The organism is Rhodococcus sp. 06-156-4, assembly GCF_002259345.1.
Taxonomy (GTDB): Bacteria; Actinomycetota; Actinomycetes; order Mycobacteriales; family Mycobacteriaceae; genus Rhodococcoides; species Rhodococcoides fascians_E.
In genome coordinates this window covers 209,114-226,381 of sequence record NZ_NPGB01000026.1, presented here as the reverse complement: position 1 = coordinate 226,381, position 17,268 = coordinate 209,114, and the positions used below count along the sequence as shown (strand labels likewise).

The 17,268-nt window shown below is 65.3% G+C and carries 14 protein-coding genes; 7 read left to right on the top strand and 7 right to left on the bottom strand.

Annotated elements, in window-relative coordinates; all coding sequences use genetic code 11:
• Nucleotides 1-13: 13 nt before the first annotated feature.
• Nucleotides 14-796 carry a DNA-formamidopyrimidine glycosylase family protein gene (locus CH290_RS18535; RefSeq protein ID WP_033190501.1) on the bottom strand — a complete coding sequence of 261 codons (783 nt, stop codon included), beginning with the start codon at nucleotides 794-796 and terminating at the stop codon, nucleotides 14-16.
• A 1-nt stretch (nucleotide 797) separates the two neighbouring features.
• Nucleotides 798-5,339, bottom strand: a complete 4,542-nt coding sequence (locus CH290_RS18530) for an ATP-dependent helicase (protein WP_033190502.1) — start codon at nucleotides 5,337-5,339, stop codon at nucleotides 798-800.
• A gap of 74 nt (nucleotides 5,340-5,413) precedes the next feature.
• Here CH290_RS18530 and CH290_RS18525 point away from each other — a divergent pair, with 74 nt between their 5' ends.
• The 3 genes from CH290_RS18525 (at nucleotide 5,414) to CH290_RS18515 (ending at nucleotide 8,041) form a co-directional block, all read left to right on the top strand.
• Nucleotides 5,414-5,665 carry a hypothetical protein gene (locus tag CH290_RS18525; RefSeq protein WP_019666186.1) on the top strand — a complete coding sequence of 84 codons (252 nt, stop codon included), beginning with the start codon at nucleotides 5,414-5,416 and terminating at the stop codon, nucleotides 5,663-5,665.
• A 220-nt stretch (nucleotides 5,666-5,885) separates the two neighbouring features.
• Nucleotides 5,886-6,401 (top strand): hypothetical protein, encoded by a 516-nt coding sequence (locus tag CH290_RS18520; RefSeq protein ID WP_373454663.1) that lies wholly within the window; start codon nucleotides 5,886-5,888, stop codon nucleotides 6,399-6,401.
• A 62-nt stretch (nucleotides 6,402-6,463) separates the two neighbouring features.
• Nucleotides 6,464-8,041 carry a flotillin family protein gene (locus CH290_RS18515; RefSeq protein ID WP_033190503.1) on the top strand — a complete coding sequence of 526 codons (1,578 nt, stop codon included), beginning with the start codon at nucleotides 6,464-6,466 and terminating at the stop codon, nucleotides 8,039-8,041.
• A 75-nt stretch (nucleotides 8,042-8,116) separates the two neighbouring features.
• Here the strand turns inward: CH290_RS18515 and CH290_RS18510 are convergent, their stop codons facing one another.
• Nucleotides 8,117-8,752, bottom strand: a complete 636-nt coding sequence (locus tag CH290_RS18510; RefSeq protein ID WP_033190504.1) for a DUF8020 domain-containing protein — start codon at nucleotides 8,750-8,752, stop codon at nucleotides 8,117-8,119.
• A gap of 160 nt (nucleotides 8,753-8,912) precedes the next feature.
• On the opposite strand from CH290_RS18510, the gene CH290_RS18505 reads away from it, so the two are divergent.
• Entirely contained in the window at nucleotides 8,913-9,410 is a 498-nt protein-coding gene (locus CH290_RS18505) for a DnaJ family domain-containing protein (protein ID WP_020112159.1), read from the top strand.
• Here CH290_RS18505 and CH290_RS18500 read toward each other — a convergent pair.
• On the bottom strand, nucleotides 9,346-10,887 hold the full coding sequence (locus CH290_RS18500) for an NAD-dependent epimerase/dehydratase family protein (RefSeq protein WP_033190505.1): 1,542 nt from the start codon (nucleotides 10,885-10,887) through the stop codon (nucleotides 9,346-9,348). The genes CH290_RS18505 and CH290_RS18500 overlap by 65 nt on opposite strands.
• Nucleotides 10,884-12,113, bottom strand: coding sequence for an aminotransferase class I/II-fold pyridoxal phosphate-dependent enzyme (locus CH290_RS18495; RefSeq protein ID WP_170947476.1), 1,230 nt, complete (start codon nucleotides 12,111-12,113; stop codon nucleotides 10,884-10,886). Before CH290_RS18495 ends, CH290_RS18500 begins: the two co-directional genes overlap by 4 nt.
• 290 nt (nucleotides 12,114-12,403) lie before the next feature.
• Here CH290_RS18495 and CH290_RS18490 point away from each other — a divergent pair, with 290 nt between their 5' ends.
• Nucleotides 12,404-13,537, top strand: coding sequence for an acyl-CoA dehydrogenase family protein (locus CH290_RS18490; RefSeq protein ID WP_033190506.1), 1,134 nt, complete (start codon nucleotides 12,404-12,406; stop codon nucleotides 13,535-13,537).
• Nucleotides 13,538-13,573: 36 nt separating this feature from the next.
• Here CH290_RS18490 and CH290_RS18485 read toward each other — a convergent pair whose 3' ends face one another.
• The gene (locus tag CH290_RS18485) at nucleotides 13,574-14,173 is read right to left on the bottom strand and encodes a hypothetical protein (RefSeq protein WP_019666178.1); all 600 of its coding nucleotides are present in this window, start codon (nucleotides 14,171-14,173) and stop codon (nucleotides 13,574-13,576) included.
• Nucleotides 14,174-14,284: 111 nt separating this feature from the next.
• On the opposite strand from CH290_RS18485, the gene CH290_RS18480 reads away from it, so the two are divergent.
• Complete coding sequence (locus tag CH290_RS18480) at nucleotides 14,285-15,487, top strand: NAD(P)H-binding protein (RefSeq protein ID WP_019666177.1); 1,203 nt, start codon at nucleotides 14,285-14,287, stop codon at nucleotides 15,485-15,487.
• Entirely contained in the window at nucleotides 15,487-16,197 is a 711-nt protein-coding gene (locus CH290_RS18475) for a CPBP family intramembrane glutamic endopeptidase (protein WP_019666176.1), read from the top strand. The genes CH290_RS18480 and CH290_RS18475 overlap by 1 nt, the downstream gene beginning before the upstream one ends.
• Here the strand turns inward: CH290_RS18475 and CH290_RS18470 are convergent.
• A complete protein-coding gene (locus CH290_RS18470; RefSeq protein WP_033190507.1) occupies nucleotides 16,177-17,232 on the bottom strand; it encodes an acyl-CoA dehydrogenase family protein in 1,056 nt (351 codons plus the stop codon). The genes CH290_RS18475 and CH290_RS18470 overlap by 21 nt on opposite strands.
• Between the last annotated feature and the right edge of the window lie 36 nt (nucleotides 17,233-17,268).

Genomic DNA, 17,268 nt, shown 5'->3' with positions numbered 1-17,268 from the left:
TTGTTCCTGTGGATCAGCTGGGCGCAGGCTGGCAATACGGGCAGTGATAGATCTGGCGTTCCTCGAGCGGATTGTCTCCCAACAACCCGAATTCGACGGTGGTGCTGCAACGTCTGCAGGGCTTGTTCTCTCGTCCGTACACCCAGAAGTGGCGCCCCGCTCGGCGGTCACCGGTGGTGACTCGCTGGTTGCGGTCCTTGTTCGCCATGATGGTGCGGAAGGAGAGGTCGACGAATTTGGCGATGCTCCCTGCGTCCTTCACCGGTGTGCGCGGATCGACGCCGCGAAGAAAACAGATCTCGTTGCGGTAGACGTTGCCGAGCCCGGCAAAGTTGCGTTGATCGAGGAGAGCGAGACCGATGGGGCGTTCGGGATCCGATTCCAGATTTCGTACGGCCAGTGCCGCGTCCCAGTCCGGCCCCAGGAGATCCGGCCCGAGGTACCCGACGGCGTCGTTCGCGTCCTCGACGATGTCGAGCACACCCAGCTCGAAGCCGACGGCCTGCGACGTGTCCGTGGTCAGGATGATGCGAGCTTGAAACGCCGGACGACGCCACCGTTGGCCCGATTCGTAGACCTGCCAGGTTCCTTCCATCTTGAGGTGACTGTGGATCCAATGATCGTCTACCCCGATCAGCAGGTGCTTACCTCGCGACTGCACCGAGTGCACGGTCTGGCCGGTGAAATCGACTGTGGCGTATCGCGGAACACGGATGTCGCAGCCGGTGAGTTCCTTGCCTTCCAGTGCGGTGCGCAGTCTGTTGGCCGAGCGGTACACGGTGTCGCCTTCGGGCACGTCAGTTCCTCAACCGTAGGCCGCGAGGGGTGGCGGAGAATCCTGCGTCCGTCAGCATTCGGGAGAAGCCGGTGCCGTGAATTTCTTGCCCGTCGACGCGTTCGACGAGCAATTTGTCGACCCCGCCGCGCTTGACGACCTCGGCGAGCGCACCGGCGGCAGCAGCCGTCACCGCATCGTCGTCGGAGAAGGTGAGAACGGTTTTGCCGCCGCGCTCCACGTACAACGCGAGCTCGCCCTCGTGCAGAACGACCAGCGCGCCTGCCTTGCGACCCGGTCGATGTCCCGGTCCATCTTCTCCCGTGTCGCGTTTGGGCCACGTCAGCGCCGCGCCGTACGGGTTGGCAGGATCGCAGGCGGCGAGCACCAGCGCGCCTGTCTTCTCTCGCTCCTCGTAACTGCGCAGTCGGTCCACCACCTCGGATGTGGAGAACTGAGCACCACCGAGGGTGTCCACGAAGTAACCGCGCCTGCTACGTCCGGAGTCCTCGAAGGTGGTCAGCACCTTGTACATCGTCGCGAATCCCCCGGGCACACCTTCGTTCATGACCGCACCTCGCGTGACGACGCCGTATCGCTCGAGCAGTACGTCCGCGGTGGCGTGCGCGCGAATGGTCGCATCGGGTTCGATCTCGGGGACGCGTGACCACCTGCCGCCCGCAGTGGGCGGACCGGTGCGGGTCGGTAACGACGGCCGCTCGAACCGTCGGTACGACCGCAGCCGTGGGGTCCTCCGCGGGGAGCGATGGCTGGGGGCTGCTCGCGTCGTCGAGTTCAGCAGTGCCCGCAGCGGCGCGAACGTGTCGTTGCCGATTCGGCCCGCCCACACCAACTCCCACAGCGCCGCATGCAGACTGTCGTCGTCCGTGCTTCCGACGGTGTCGGAGAGTTGCCGGAAGAAGTAAGCGCCACCGGCAGCGACGGCGTCGAGTATCGAGATCTGTAGTTCGGAGAGATCCGATTCCGCAGGAGGAGCCAAGGTCAGGGGAGCGGTGTCCGCCATGTGCAGGCATACCCATCCGTCCTTGGACGTGATGGACCCGTGGCCGGACCACAGAACCTCACCGGTCGAGGTCAACTCGTCGAGCATTGCGGGCGAGTAGTCCCGTACACGGGAGGACAGCACCAGCGACTCCCACGCGGAGGCTGGAATGGGCACTCCGGCAAGCTGCTCGACGACCGCCGCGACTCCGTCGATTCCGGAGAGCTGCCTGCTCTGCACGTGCTGCCACGCAGGGAGGAAACGGCCGAGGGTGGCGGTGGCGACGGGCTCCACTTCCTGGCGCGCCGCGGCGAGGGACCGCCGCCGCAGGCGGCGCAGGACTTCGGCGTCGCACCACTCCGATCCTGCTCGGTCCGGACGGAATTCACCTTCGATGATCCGTTTGTCGGCGGCGAGCCCCGCCAGAGATGCTCGCGCGACAGCGATTCCGAGGCCGAACCTCTCGGCGAGGTCGTCCACCGAGAACGGTCCGTGGGTGCGCGCGTACCGGCTGACCAGGTCGGTCAGGGGGTCGTCGACCGGTTCGATGAACGCGGCGGGCGTCCCGATGGGAAGGGGCACACCGAGTGCGTCGCGCAGCCTGCTGGCGTCCTCGATGGCCACCCACCAGGACGTGCCGGCTAACGTGACCTCCATGGCGCGCTTCGCGGAGACCAACTCTGCCAACCACATCGGCGATTCCTCGCCGTTCGTTCGGGCAGCCACCTCGTCGGTGGTCAGCGGCCCGAGCATCCTGAGGAGGTCTGCGACACCCTCGATGTCCTTGGCACGACGGTCCTCGGCGAGGCGTTGCAGCTCCAGTTCCGTCGTCTCGATGACGGCCTGATCGAGGAGCTCGCGCAGCTCCACACGTCCGAGCAGTTCCGCGAGCAGCGTCGAGTCGAGGGACAGGGCTTGGGCACGGCGTTCCGCGAGGGGGCTGTCGCCCTCGTACATGAACGCCCCGACATAGTTGAACAGCAACGAATTCGCGAACGGAGACGGGGTCGGGGTCTCGATCTCGACGATGCGAATCTGACGCCGTCCGATCTGCGCGAGAATGTCCTCGAGCGCGGGCAGATCGTAGACATCTTGCAGGCACTCACGGACCGTCTCGAGCAGAATGGGGAACGTCGGGTACTTCCGCGCCACATCGAGCAGTTGCGCCGAACGTTGCCGTTGCTGCCACAGCGGTGCGCGCTTGCCGGGATTGCGACGCGGCAGCAACAGTGCACGAGCGGCGCATTCGCGAAAGCGTGATGCGAAGAGCGCCGATCCACCGACCTGTTCGGTGACGACGTCGGCGATCTCGTCTTTCTCGAACACGAACAGATCCGCGCCGGGCGGCGTGTCCTCGGTGTCGGGGAGCCGGACGATGATGCCGTCGTCGGACGCAGTGGGTGCCGCGTCGATTCCGTATCTCTCGATCAGCCGTGCTCCGATCGCAAGTGCCCACGGTGCGTGCACTTGCTGCCCGTAGGTCGAGTGCAGCACCAGACGCCAGTCTCCGAGCTCGTCCCGGAACCGCTCCACGATCATTGTTCGGTCGGTGGGCAACTGCCCGGTCGCTTCCTTCTGATCGTCCAGCAATGCAACGAGATTGGTCACGGCGTTGGGGTCGAGGCCGTCACCGGCGAGACGCTGTTCGAGATTTTCTCGCTCGGACGTACTACGCAGGAACTCGCCCAGGGCGCGGCCCAGCTCGGCGGGACGCCCGAGTCCGTCGCCGTGCCAGAACGGCAGTCGTCCGGGTTGACCGTATGCAGGGCTGACGAGGACCCGGTCGTGAGTGATCTCTTCTATCCGCCAACTGGTCGCACCGAGCGCGAAGACGTCCCCGACACGGGATTCGTACACCATCTCCTCGTCGAGTTCGCCGACACGCGACGCCTTCTCGCCCACCATGTACACCGTGAACAAGCCGCGGTCCGGGATGGAGCCACCGGAGGTGACGGCGAGGCGTTGCGCGCCGGGCCTGCCCGTCAGCGTGTTCGCGTCACGGTCCCACACGAGGCGAGGGCGAAGCTCGGCGAACTCGTCCGACGGGTACCGACCGGACAACAGGTCGAGGGTCGACTCGTACGCAGACCGGGGCAGAGTGGCGAAGCTCCCGGTCCGACGCACCGCGTCGTACCAGTCGTGTGCATCGATGGGCTCGAGCGCGCACGCCGCCACCGTCTGCTGCGCCAGAATGTCCAGCGGATTCGCGGGAACGAACAGTGCCTCGATCTTGCCCGTCGTCATCCGCTCGACCGTCACCGCACAATGAATCAAGTCGGTTCGGTGCTTGGGGAACAGCACTCCCTTGGAGATTTCACCCACCTGGTGACCCGCACGCCCCACGCGCTGCAGACCGCTCGCGACCGAGGGCGGTGCTTCGACCTGGATGACCAGATCCACCGCGCCCATGTCGATTCCGAGCTCGAGGCTGCTGGTCGCCACGACGCACCGCAGGCGTCCGGTCTTCAGATCGTCCTCGATGAGGGCGCGCTGATCCTTGCTCACGCTGCCGTGATGCGCACGTGCCAGCAGCGGTTCGGCACCGTGGCCCACGTCGCTGGAGCTACCGACGAGAGACGCGGGGCCGTGGGCGGTGTCGACCCCGTCGCCGAGACGGTCGGCATAGATCTCGTTGAGGCGAGCGGTGAGACGCTCGGCCAGGCGTCGGGAATTGGCGAACACGATGCACGACTTGTGGTCGAGAACCAAGTCCACGACCTTCTCCTCGACGTGCGGCCAGATCGATCCGTGCTGCGGCGCAGCCGAGGCATCACCTTCCGCTGTCTCCACGACACCCAGTTCCGTCATGTCCTCGACCGGGACCTGAACCGTGAGATCGAACGTCTTCGGTGACGGGGGAGCAACGATCTCGATGGGGGCGGCGCCGGTGAGGAACCGTCCGACCTCCTCGTGGGGCCGCACCGTCGCCGACAGCCCGATCCGCTGCGCGGGTGTGCCGAGCAGCAGATCCAGACGCTCCAGGGACAGCGCGAGGTGCGAGCCACGCTTGCTGCCGGCGACTGCATGGACCTCGTCGACGATGACCGTCTCGACCGAGTCGAGAGATCCTCTGGCCGCGGAGGTGAGCATCAGGAACAGAGACTCGGGGGTCGTGATCAATATGTCCGGCGGAGTCTTCAGCATGGCCCGACGATCTGCCTGACTGGTGTCACCGGAGCGGACTCCGACCGAGATGTCCGGTGGCTCGAGGCCCAGCCGTTTGGCCGTCTGTGTCACCCCGACGAGCGGCGCGCGGAGGTTTCTCTCCACGTCGACGGCCAACGCCTTGAGCGGCGAGATGTACAGAACCGTCGTCTTGCGCTCCGCAGGCACGTCACGGACCGTGAGCTGATCGATGGACCACAGGAACGCGGACAGGGTCTTACCCGAGCCGGTCGGAGCGACGACAAGAGTGTGCCGACCACTGGAAATAGCCTGCCAGGCACCCGCTTGCGCGGCCGTGGGGGCGTCGAACGCGCCGGTGAACCACTCCTGGGTGGCGGGAGAGAACTTGGCCAGCGCCGGGTCCACCTGGTGCGCGTTGGTTCTCTTACCGGCCATTCCACCATGATGCCCCGTGGTACCGACAAACAATCACAGGTGTAGGACCGTCCTTTCATGGGTACGGGGTACCGATGACCGACGACCAAGAGATCATGCAGAAGATTTCCGCAAAGCTCGACGCTCGTCTCGGTGAGAAGACGAACGGCTTGCAGAACGAAGTACCGCCGGGTTCCAGCATTCAGCGCGACGACGAGGACGGTGAGCGGGGCCCACTCGGCCGGGATTACCACTTGGCCAGCAAGTACGCGCAGGCCTTCGCCATCGGTGAGCCCCAGCTGGTGGACCGCGACGAGTTCGATCGTCTCGTCGCCGAGTACGGCTGACCACTCACCGAGGCCACGTCGGCCGCTGCCCGTTCTTCTCACAACACCGCCGTGTGTTCACAACCGTCATGACGATTGTGAACACACGGCGGTGTTGTATCCATGTGGGGCCACCCGCCGCCGTCAGATCACGATACGAGACCGATTCCCCCGTTACGGCCGGATTCCCTTTACTATTCGTTGGACCGACTCGGGGAGTGGAGTTCTTCAATTGTTGACCGTGTTCATCGTGTGTTTCGTCGTGGGCGTCGTCGGGCTGGCGGGAACGTTCACCGTCGGCGAGGTCTCGGATCTCGGTGACAGTCACGGCGACGGTGTGCCGTTCCTGTCGCTGACGACGATCGCGACGGCGCTGTTCGGTTTCGGCGCGGCCGGATGGATCTCGGCGCTCACCGAACTGCCCGACCCGATTGCAGCGCTCGTCGGCATCGCGGTGGCGGCGGGTCTCGTGATCGTGACGCGAGGGCTTTTGATTCCGTACATGCTTCGGCAGCAGGACAATTCGCACATCGGGCGAGCATCGTACATCGGGCTGCTCGGCACCGTCACGCTGGACGTCACGGCGGACGGATGGGGCGAGGTGTCGTTCGCGGACGGTGAAGGCAATCGCGTCGGCGCACGGGCTGTCAGTTCGGGCAAGGTCGCGCTCCCGCGAGGCGTCACCGTCTACATCGCCGATGTGGACGACACCTACCTCCACGTCGTTGCCGTCGACGACGTCGTGGACGGTCGATGATCGGAAGACCTGCACGGTGGGGGCTTTCGACTACAAGCACAGTTCGTGAGGGGTACTGATACATGCTGACAACAATCGTGATCGCGGCGATCGTCGCGCTGATCGTCTTCGTCGTGCTGCCGACGGTGTACGTCAAGAACTACATCAAGGTTCCGCCCAACGAGGTCGCGGTGTTCACCGGTCGAGGCAAGCCCAAGGTGGTGCGCGGTGGTGCCCGATTCAAGGTGCCGGGCATCGAACGAGTGGACATCATGTCCCTCGAACCGTTCAACATCAGCATCAACCTGCAGAACGCACTGTCCAACGACGGTGTCCCGGTCAACGTCGAAGCAGTGGGCCTGGTACGTATCGGCTCGGCCGACGAAGCGGTTCAGACGGCGGTGCAGCGCTTCCTGACGTCCGACCTGACGGAACTGCAGCGTCAGATCAACGACATCCTCGCCGGTAGCCTACGAGGGATCACCGCGACGATGACCGTCGAGGACCTGAACTCCAACCGCGACACGTTGGCGCGCAGCGTCATCGACGAGGCAGGGAACGACCTCGCGCGCATCGGCATGGAAGTCGACGTCATCAAGATCGCCGGGATCTCCGACAAGAACGGCTATCTCGAATCTCTCGGACAACGTCGAATCGCCGAGGTCAAGCGTGACGCAGCGGTCGGAACCGCGGATGCCGAGCGCGACGCCCAGATTCGTTCGGCCAAGGCACGCCAGGAAGGTTCGGTGGCGCAGGCCGAGGCGGACACGGCCATCGCTACCGCGAATCAGCGTCGTGACGTCGAGTTGGCACGCCTCCGTGCGCAGACCGAAGCGGAGAACGCCGAGGCGGACCAGGCGGGACCACTTGCCCAGGCCACCGCGGCGAAAGCCGTCGGCATTGCTCGGGAGCAAGCAGAAGCCGCCCGGGTCGAGGCACGCACCGAAGTGGAACGTCGTCGCTCGCAGCAATCGGAAGCAGCACTGCAGGCGGACGTCATCGCCCCCGCCGAAGCCGAACGCCAGGCCGCGATCGCGCGAGCCGAAGGTGAGCGTCGAGCCGCAATTCTTCGCGCGGAAGCACAGGCCGAATCGGCGCGTCAGTCAGGAGCGGCACAAGCGGACTCGCGCAAACTCGTCGCGGATGCCGTGCGTTCGGAGCAGCAAGCCGACGCCGACGGTCTGCGGGCGAAACTGGAAGCAGAGGCGGAAGGTCGCAAGGTCGCGGCGGATGCGCTGCGCGCCGAGCAGCAAGCAGAGGCCGACGGTCTGCGGGCCAAGCTGGAAGCGGAAGCGGCTGGCAAGCGTCAGATCGCCGAGGCGCTCAATTCCTACACGCCGCAGGCTGCTCGGTTGCTCACGCTCCCCGACGTGCTGGCTGCTCTCGTCGAGGCGACGGCGGCAGCGGCGAAGCCGGTGGGCGACATCGACCGCATCTCGATCATCGGCGGCGCCGACGGCGCGAAGGGATCCATCGGTTCACTGCTCGGCATCAGCCCGCAGGTCATCGCGGGCGTCATCGAGACGTTGGAAAGCTCGGGCGTCAACGTCACCGGTCTGCTCAACAACCTCGACGGCAAGAACAACCTGGCAAGCAGCGACAACCAGGACGAGGACGCGGCCACCTCGAACGGAGTGGCGCACCCCGAGTCGATCAGCTGACACACGACGAAGGGCCCCACGGACTTCAAGTCCTGTGGGGCCCTTCGGTTGTCGAATCGGTGTAGCGGTAGCGGCTCAGGGCCTGCCGGTGAAGTAGTCGAACGCGGCCGACTGCAGCGGGTAACCTCCGGTGTTGATCAGGCCGATCACTCCACCTGCGGCGGCACCGATGAGGACACCGGGGATGCACCCGACGAACACCCCGACGACGCAACCGATGACCAGACCGATTCCGGCACCGATGGCGGCACTGACTCCGGCGCCGAACGATGCCTTGTTCAGCTCGTCGAGGAAGCGCCCCTGCGAGTTCACGTCGGTGACAGGCAGGACCGAGCGCGCCACCGGGGTGGCGAACGCTGGATCGGTCTCGGGCGTGAGGGTCAGTTCACGGTCGTCGACGCCGATGAGAGGCGCGATGGAGAACTCCTGGTCGCCGACGCGGTAGGCGAGGGGGATCGTCGCGACGGACGTGCCGGCGGCGTCGAGGACCTCGACGGTCTCCGAGGTCGCGTCGAGTCGGAAGGATCCGGTGTCGAGGATCGTCGTCACGGCTTTGCCGTCCTCGGTGGTGGTGGTGCTGTAGGCGATGCCCTGGTCGGTGCCCGTCACCAGTGGTGCAGGCTCTGCGTGGGCAGTGCCCGTGGCGACAGCCAGCGCCGAGACGGCGATGACAGCTGTCACCGTTGTTCGTGCAAGTCGAGCGAACTTCATGAGACTCCCCGTGGTCCGAAGTGAACGATCCCCCTGAGGTCGACGACGGCGCCGGCCTGGATCGACGTGAGTACCCTAGCGGAATACGGGCGTTTCCGGCAGTGAGGATGTCCAGCGGTGGAACGGCGGTGCAGCAGTGGTGGAACGGAAGAAGCCAGGGGTGACGTTCGAGTCCTTCGTGGACCGGCAGATTCGCGAGGCGCAGGAGCGGGGCGAGTTCGAGAATCTCGAGGGGGCGGGTAAGCCGTTGCCCAGTTCGGCTCACGACGATCTGTGGTGGGTGAAAGGGTTCTTGAAGCGGGAGAACCTGTCGACGGACGCGTTGCTGCCCGAGTCTCTGCAGTTACGCAAGGAGATCGAGAAACTTCCGGTCACGTTGATCGAGCTGCGTCAGGAGTCGTCGGTTCGAGAAGCGTTGCAGGACCTCAATGCGCGTGTCGTGGCGTGGATCCGGATGCCGTCGCCGCCTCTGGTGCCGATCGGCCCGGTCGACGTCGAGGACTGGGTGGCGCAGTGGAAGCAGAACCGCGCAGCCGCGGACGCCGATGCACGCGAGGCACTGTCGTCGCGGAAGGCGAGCGGAGCCGCCGGATCTACCGCGCCGACGAGTGGGCGCGTGAGCTGGTGGGTTCGGCTGCTCCACCGACGAGATCGATGACCTCGGCGACGGATGTCGCGGTGGTCGTCCTGGTCTTGGTACGCCCCCCGAGTGTGTGCGCGCGGACACGACGGGGAAGTAGTCCATCGGCCGGATTGACGGGGTGGTGCCGCCGGAGTCCGCGCAACGTCTGCTTCGGCGGGGGCGCGTGATCGCCGATGTCGACGACGGTGACGGCCGATCCGAAGGTCAGTCGCGCGTAGTCGGCTGCATCGGCGACGGCGTCGTCGAATTCCGCAGCAGTGACGCGTCCTCGCGGCCCCGTGCTGAGCCCGTGACCCGGTAGGTCGAGCAGGATGGTCGTGACGCCGGCGTGCGCCAGTTCCTGGCCTACGGGTGTGAGGTAGCGGGCATGCAGTCCAGGGCGCACGGGCACGACAACCGTCGGACCCTGGGCCGAGCTTCGGTGCAGTTCGACGTGAAGCCGACCCGAGGGTGTCGTGATCGACACGTGCTCACCGCCCACGGTTCCGACGAACCTCGACGCCGGTTCCAGTGCGGCCTCGCAGGCGTCGTGGCTTGTCAGCGCATGCTCGGCGCCGAGAATCGGCTTGCCCTGCAGCAGAACCATGACGGCGGCGCACTCGTGCGAGGTGAGAGTGGGTGTCCAGCCGGTCTTCTCGCTCAACGCAGTGGAGTCGACGACGGGCTCGCCCGCAGTGACCCACTGGCCGGAGAACGGGGTGAGTCCGAGTCGGAACGCAAGATTCGCGGCCGCCACGGCGGGTTTCTCGGGTACGTCGAACAGGATCTGGCCCTGCATACGTGCGAGTTCGCGGACCGGCGTCCAGTCGCGGGGACCGACGTTGTAGGGGCCGATCAGGTCCTGCTTGGCGGCGCGGTGGAAGGCGTCGGCGAGGTCGTTCTGGTGCAGGAACTGGTAGCTGGCCCGGTCCGCCTGTGGGAACGCACCGACCCGGCCGGTGAATTGATCGATGCCGTCGTTGGCGAAGTCCGGACCGATGATGTACGTCGGTCGCAACATGGATACCGCCATCTCGCCGGGGTGGCGGCGGAGCCACCACTCCGCGTAGTGCTCCACCTCCGCCTTGTCGTGAAAGTAGTACCTGTCGGGATCGCCGGCGGGGTAGTGACTTTCGTCGAGGGGCTCGTCGTGAATGTCCGCACCGTACGCATTGATACTCGAGGCGATCACGAGCCTGCCCACCCCTGCGGCGTACGCGGAATCGAGAACGTTCCGTGAGCCGCGTTGGTTGATGTCGTGTGTCTCGGTCTTGTCGCGTAATTCTTCGACGACGAAGGCCAGATGGATGACGACGTCGCTGCCTCGAAGAATCTCTTCGAGTCCGGGTGACCTTATGTCGGCACGTACCGATTCGAGTTTGGGATGCTGCATGCGGAGCGGACGCCGAGCGATCCCGACGACGGAGTCGACGTCGTCGTCGGCGAGCAGGGCAGGCAGGATCGCCGCGGCGAAATCGCTCGTTGCGCCCGTGACGGCAATGCGAAGGGTCACGAGGGCAACTCCGCGACCGTCTCCGCGATGGTGGCGATGGCGGTTCGGATCTGTTCGTCGGTGTGGGAGGCCATCACGCAGAGTCGGAGCAGCGCACCGTTGCGGGGAACGGCAGGATGCAGGGCCGCCGAGGTGAATACTCCCTTGTCGAACAGTTGGCGCCAGAGATTCATGGCGGACAGGTCGTCCCCGATGTGCAGCGAGACGATCGGTGACGCGGTGTCTCCTCCCGGTATCGGGGACCTGGCGCCGACGTCGAGTCCTTCGGCCGCGAGTCCACTGCGCAAGGCTTCGGCGTGTTCCAACACTCGACGCGCTCGCTGACGTCCTTCCTCGCTCCTGATCAGCTTGATCGACGCGAGGGACGCGCCGACTGCGGCGGGCACACCCGATGTCGTGAACAGGAATGCTCTCGCGTGTATACGAAGACTGTCGAGGAGATCGTGGGATCCTGCGATGAAGCCCCCGGTGGAGCTGGGGCTCTTGGACAGAGATGCCATTCTGATATCGGTGTCGCCTGCGGTGCCGAACAATTCCGCAGCGCCGGTGAGACTTTCGCCGTAGATACCGAGGCTGTGGGCCTCGTCGACCATCAACGCGGCACCGTACTTCGTGCACAGAGCGGTCACCTGGTCCAGAGGCGCCAGGTCACCTTCCATCGAGTACAGGCCGTCGACGATGACCAGGACGGCGCCGTCGCCGACGACGGGTCCCTGCAGTTGGAGTTCGAGGTCGGCCATGTCGTTGTGAGCGAACTTGCGGATGGTTGCTCCGGACAGTTGGCTTCCGTCGCGGATGGACGCATGTGCGGCGGAGTCGACCACGATCACGTCGCCCTTGCCCACGACGGCGGCGATGGTCCCGAGGTTCGTCTGGTAACCGGTGGTGAACACCATCGCGTCCTCGGTGCCGTGCCATTCCTTGATCTCGTTCTCGAGCTCGAGGTGTATGTCCATGGTGCCGTTGAGCAGTCGGCTGCCGGTGATGGCCGAGCCGAAGGTATCGAGTGCGTCCTGCGCGCCCTGCGTGATGTCCGGATGGTCGGCGAGCCCCAGGTAGTTGTTGGAGCCCAGCATGATCTTGTCCTTGCCTTCCACCTGGACGATGGGCGCGGTGGCGGACTCCATGACGCGGAAGTACGGGCTCACGTCGGATTCGCGCACGGCGCGGAGGAGGTCGACTCGGTCGTCGCCGTCGAGTCGTTTGATCAATCGGTTGACGGTCATCGCTGCAGGTTCTCCTGACACAGGGTGGGTTTGGAGTCGGTCGTCGAACGATGGTCGCGAATTCGAGAAGTGATTCGGCTCCATGGGATGGGCAGGATTGGTTCGAATCAAACAAATTTTTATTACTCCAGGTGGGAGGCCATAACAAACTCATCGCCCAGTTTCGAAAAGGGGGGAAGTTTACCTACTCTTGGATGTTTTGCCTGGTAGAACGGTGGGTAGTGAGCACGAGGTTGCGAATTCGATTCACCTTTGTCTGCCATGCGAATTTCAAATTGTTAGGGAGAGTCATGACTGCATTGATGGTTCGAGAACGCGAAATTCTGGAACAATACATTCCGGGTTTACTGGATTATCTGGACCGCACGCCACTGAAAGACCTCGAAAGCAGGGACGGCGAAGCAATCGCCAAATTCAAGGAGTTCGGCGGCACCTCGCTCATCGTTCCCGCGGAGCTGGGCGGCAGCGGCGCCTCCGCGCTCGACGCCGTGCGCGCACAGCGGGCGATCGGATCGAGATCTCCGTCGCTCGGAGCGGCGACGACCATGCACCATCTGTCGATCGCGTCGCTCAACGAGTTCGCCACGGGAGCCAGCGAAGAAGATCGTGCGCTGATGAAATCGCTCATCGAGCAGAAGGCCGTGATCGCGTCGGGGTTCTCGGAAGGCACCCCGGGGGGCAGCGTCTTCATTCCCACGATGAAGGCGAAGCGGGTGGGCGACGTGTACGTGATCAACGGAAGCAAGAAGCCCTGCAGCCTGTCCGGTTCGATGGATCTGTTGACGGCCAGCGTCGAGGTCGAAGGTGTCGGCGCGAAGGACGGCGAACGCGCAGTTGCCTTGATCCCCGCGTCGCTCGACGGAGTGTCCGTCACGAAGTTCTGGGAGACACCGTTCCTCGAAGGCTCGCAGAGCGACGAGGTCGTTCTCCGCGATGTCGAGGTACCGGCGGATCTGGTGCTGCTCAACAGCGACGACGACCCGGACGGTGTCCACGAGATGACCGGGTACCTGTGGTTCGGGATGTTGATCAGCGCCAACTACCTCGGGGCGGCGACGATGCTGTTGGAGAAGATGCTTGCGCAGGACAAGGGTGACTACGAGGGTTACACCCGAGCCGCGGCGGAGATCGAGAACAGCATCGCGGCGATCGAGAGCGTGGCACGTGCCGTGGACGACGGTGAGCGAGGCCAGGACATCTCCGCGCGACTGCTGTTCTGCCGCATAGCTATTCGGGATGCGCTGGTTCGGGCGAGTTCGACGGCGATGGAATCCCTCGGCGGAATCGGATTCATCACCTCGCCCGACATCGGGTACCTCGCAGCTGCGTTGCAGGCATACGCGTTTCACCCGCCGTCCAGGCGCTCCATCTCCGAGACCCTCGCGAAGTACCACGGTGGTGACGAGTTCGCGTTCGTCAAGTAGTCCCGGAGTGATCGAGTCGAGGAGGGCCGCGGACGCTCAGTCGCGGCCTTCCTCTTCGTCGAGTCGATCCTGGCCTCGGTTGCGGAAGAACTTGAACCCGGGTATCCCGATCACTGCGCGACGGACATCCTTTGTCACGCCGAGCAATTCGTGGATCTCCGGTGCGACGGAATCGAGGGTTGCCAGGATGGGTATGACGGCTTCCATGTGCTCGACGAGCCCGGGGAGTTGGTCGACCATGGCGATGGCCGCATCGACTTCGTTCTCGTCGAGGTGGTCGACGAACTTCTTCGCGAACGGCGCGGAGCGCTGCGCTATCGGGTCGAACAGTTCGACCAGCTGCAGTGCCGTCACCGACGCCTTGGACGCAGAGTCGACCACACCTTCCGCCGAACGGGTGGTCGTCGCGGCCTCGGCGACGACAAGCTCGGCAGCGTCGACGACGGCGTCGATTCGGGCCATCAGTGCCGTCACCTCGTCGAGAAGCGCCTCGATCCGGCCGGGAAGCCCCAGTGCGAAGACGGCAGTGTCCCGGGTCCACCGCACCCCGTACCGCACCACGTCGAGTCCGATCCTCGCAGCGACGAGGCCGCCGGCAGGATCGGGAAGCCGCACGCCTGCGAGCACCAACGCCATGTGTCAAACAATGCCACACCACCTCTGTCCACCAACGCACACCGCGCCCGGCAGTGCGGCGCCGAGCACACCTTCGGCACAACTCTCGCGAGCCGGTTAGCCTTGGCGAGCATGAGAGTTCTCGTGACGGGGGCAAGTGGTTACATCGGTTCGCGTCTGGTCGCCGCGTTGCTCGACGACGGCGACACCGTCGTGGCCGCGTCACGTCGGCCGGACAGCCTCGATCGCTTCGACTGGCGACACGAGGTGGAGACGGTGGCGCTCGATGCAGGCGACACGAGCTCGCTGGCCGACGCGTTCGAGGCTGCCGGAGACATCGATACCGCGTACTACCTGGTGCACGCGATCGGCCAGGAGGACTACCGAGCCCAGGACCTGCGCTCGGCGGGGCAGTTCGCCGAAGCGGCGGCAGCGGCCGGTGTCAGGAGAATCGTCTATCTCGGTGGTTTCGCTCCGGAAGGTGAAGCGCTGTCCGAGCATCTCGGCAGCCGCGCCGACGTCGGCGAAGCACTCGACGTCGACGGCGTGGAGGTGGTGTGGCTCAAGGCCGCCATCGTCCTCGGCGCAGGCTCGACGTCCTACGAAATGCTCCGCTATCTCGCCGACCGACTGCTGGTGCTGCCGCTACCGAGCTGGCTGAACCGGCCCGTGCAGCCCATCGCCGTCGACGACGTTCTGTTCTACCTGCTGGCCTCCAGGCAGGAGGTGCCCGCGGGTGCGTACGACATCGGGGGGCCCGACGTCGTGCCCTACCGAGACTTACTGTTCGCGTACGTCGACGCCGCCGGCCTGACGCGGATCGGGGTGTCCGCTCCCGGCGTCCCGACCGGCCTCGCAGGTCGCGTGATCGGCAAGATCATCCCCGTCCCCGACGCTCTGGCCGAGGACCTCGTTCATTCCCTTCACAACACGATGACGGCGACCGAAAGCAGAATCGTCGATCTCGTCGGAGAGAAGGAGGGCGGGCGGACCACGATCGACGAAGCGATGCGCCGCAGCGTTCTCGGCACCGTCGGTGAGCCGCCGGGAGTTCGTGCATCCAAGGATCCGCTCCGGCTCGCGCACACCGACGCGGTCTGGAGTGGCGGCGACGCAATCGGCATCCGCCGCTACGGCGTCGCAGCATCCTCCGACGAGACGTGGAGCTTGCTCGAAGCCCTCGGTGCACGCAAGATGCTCTACTCGTGGCCGGTGGCAGCGGTGGTGCGCACCAACCTCGACGTGGTCGGTGGTGTTTCGGAACGCGCGAGATCGGTGATACGACGCGTGCGCGGGGGATCGAACGACGAACACGGCGGGGACGAGGAGGCTTGATGGCGACGTGGCAGACCACGGTGGTCGACGTGATGAAGTCCGCGCTCGTGGACAAGGTCGACCGTGATCACCGGCAGTCCGATCGCGCTTTCCTTCGCCGACGCATCGTCGTCGGCATCACACTCGTCGTCGGAGCAGTTCTTCTCGGTGTGTCGCTGTCGGTGAGCCCGGGGGACAACGCCTTCTACCCGCTGACGATCGCGCTGGCGGCTACGTGGATCATCGGCGGATTCGTCTCCGGCCCGTTGCACCTCGGGCGAATCACGTTCAACGGCTCGATGCGTCGGCCGATCATCACACCGATTCTCATCGGTCTCGCTGCCGGCGGTGTGTTCGTCGTCGGCGGTCTCGTCGTTCGCCAGATTCCGCCCCTCGCGGACTTCGTCGCCAACGTGTTGGCGCACGCCACGATGGGGTCGATGGGCCTGATCGTGTTCATCACGCTCCTGAACGGTGTGGCCGAGGAGATCTTCTTTCGTGGCGCACTCTTCGCCGCCATCGGACGCCGCAAGCCGGTTCTGATCTCGACGCTCGTCTACACGGTCGTCACCCTCGCCAGCGGCAACCCGATGCTCGCGTTCGCCGCCATCACCCTGGGGTTCGTCCTGGCGCTCCAGCGCCGCTCCTCCGGCGGCATCCTGGCGCCGATGCTGACTCACGTCGCCTGGTCGACAGTGATGGTGTTCGCTCTACCGCCACTCTTCGTCTGACGGCCACCGTCCGCTCCTGCCTGCGGGGTCGCCTTGCAAGGTCCGGAGTAGTTCGGCTTTGATCTGGGGCCGTCCCGCGCCGACGAGGGTGAACGTAGCCTCCCGCACCAGCCGCTCCGGCGTGCCGTGCCCGACGATTGCTCCCGAACCGGTGGCGGTCACCAGCGCAGCCGCCGCCCGCATCGCCAGTTCCGACGCTTCCGCCCGCGCCGCGAACATGTCGTACGTGCCGGCGAGGGCGTCGTCGAATGCAGCGCGACGCTGGGAATGAGAGCGGCGAAACGATGAGGTATCGGTTCCGATGTCGTCCATCTGAGTGATGGCGCGACGTGCGACACCCATCGCCATGCACCCGTTCAGATACGACCCGTAGATCTGTCCGGACTGGAACTCCTCGTCCGTCACGACGGACACGACCTGAGAATCGTCCACCTCGACGCCGTCGAACAGCAGCCGGACCGTGTTGCTCGCGTCGACGGCGATCAGCGTCAGGCGTTCGACCTCGATACCGGCCGCATTCGTGGCCGGGATGACGAGGTGCACGATGGAATCGTCGAACTCGTCGCGCGCGGATACCTGAAGGATGTCGACTATGCCCCATCCCGTGACGAACGGCGCGTGCCCGTCCAACACGTAGCCGGTGTCGGTTCGGCGCGCATACAGCTTGGGCGGCCGCGGTATCGCGCCTGCGAAGGCAACACCCGCCTTGACGGATCCATCGATCACGCCGTCGAGATACCGTGTGCGCAACGACGTGTTGCTCGAGTGGGAGAGCGACATGACGACGCCGTTGTGCTGCATCCAGGTGAAGGTGGTTGCCAGGCAACCGGCGCAGAGGGTTTCGACGACGAGCGGCAACTCGTCCGGCCCCAGCGGTTCACCGCGGTCGGATGCGAGCCCGTAGAAGCCCTCCGCCGCCAAGATTTCGAAATGGCTGGAGGGGATCTCACCGTCGGCGTCGACGGAGTCGGCGGCAGGGAACAGTACCGAATCGGCAAGTTCACGAGCACGCTCCGGCCAGGACGACACGGACACATCCTAGCCCGCTCCCGGTGCGGATTTCCGGTAGTC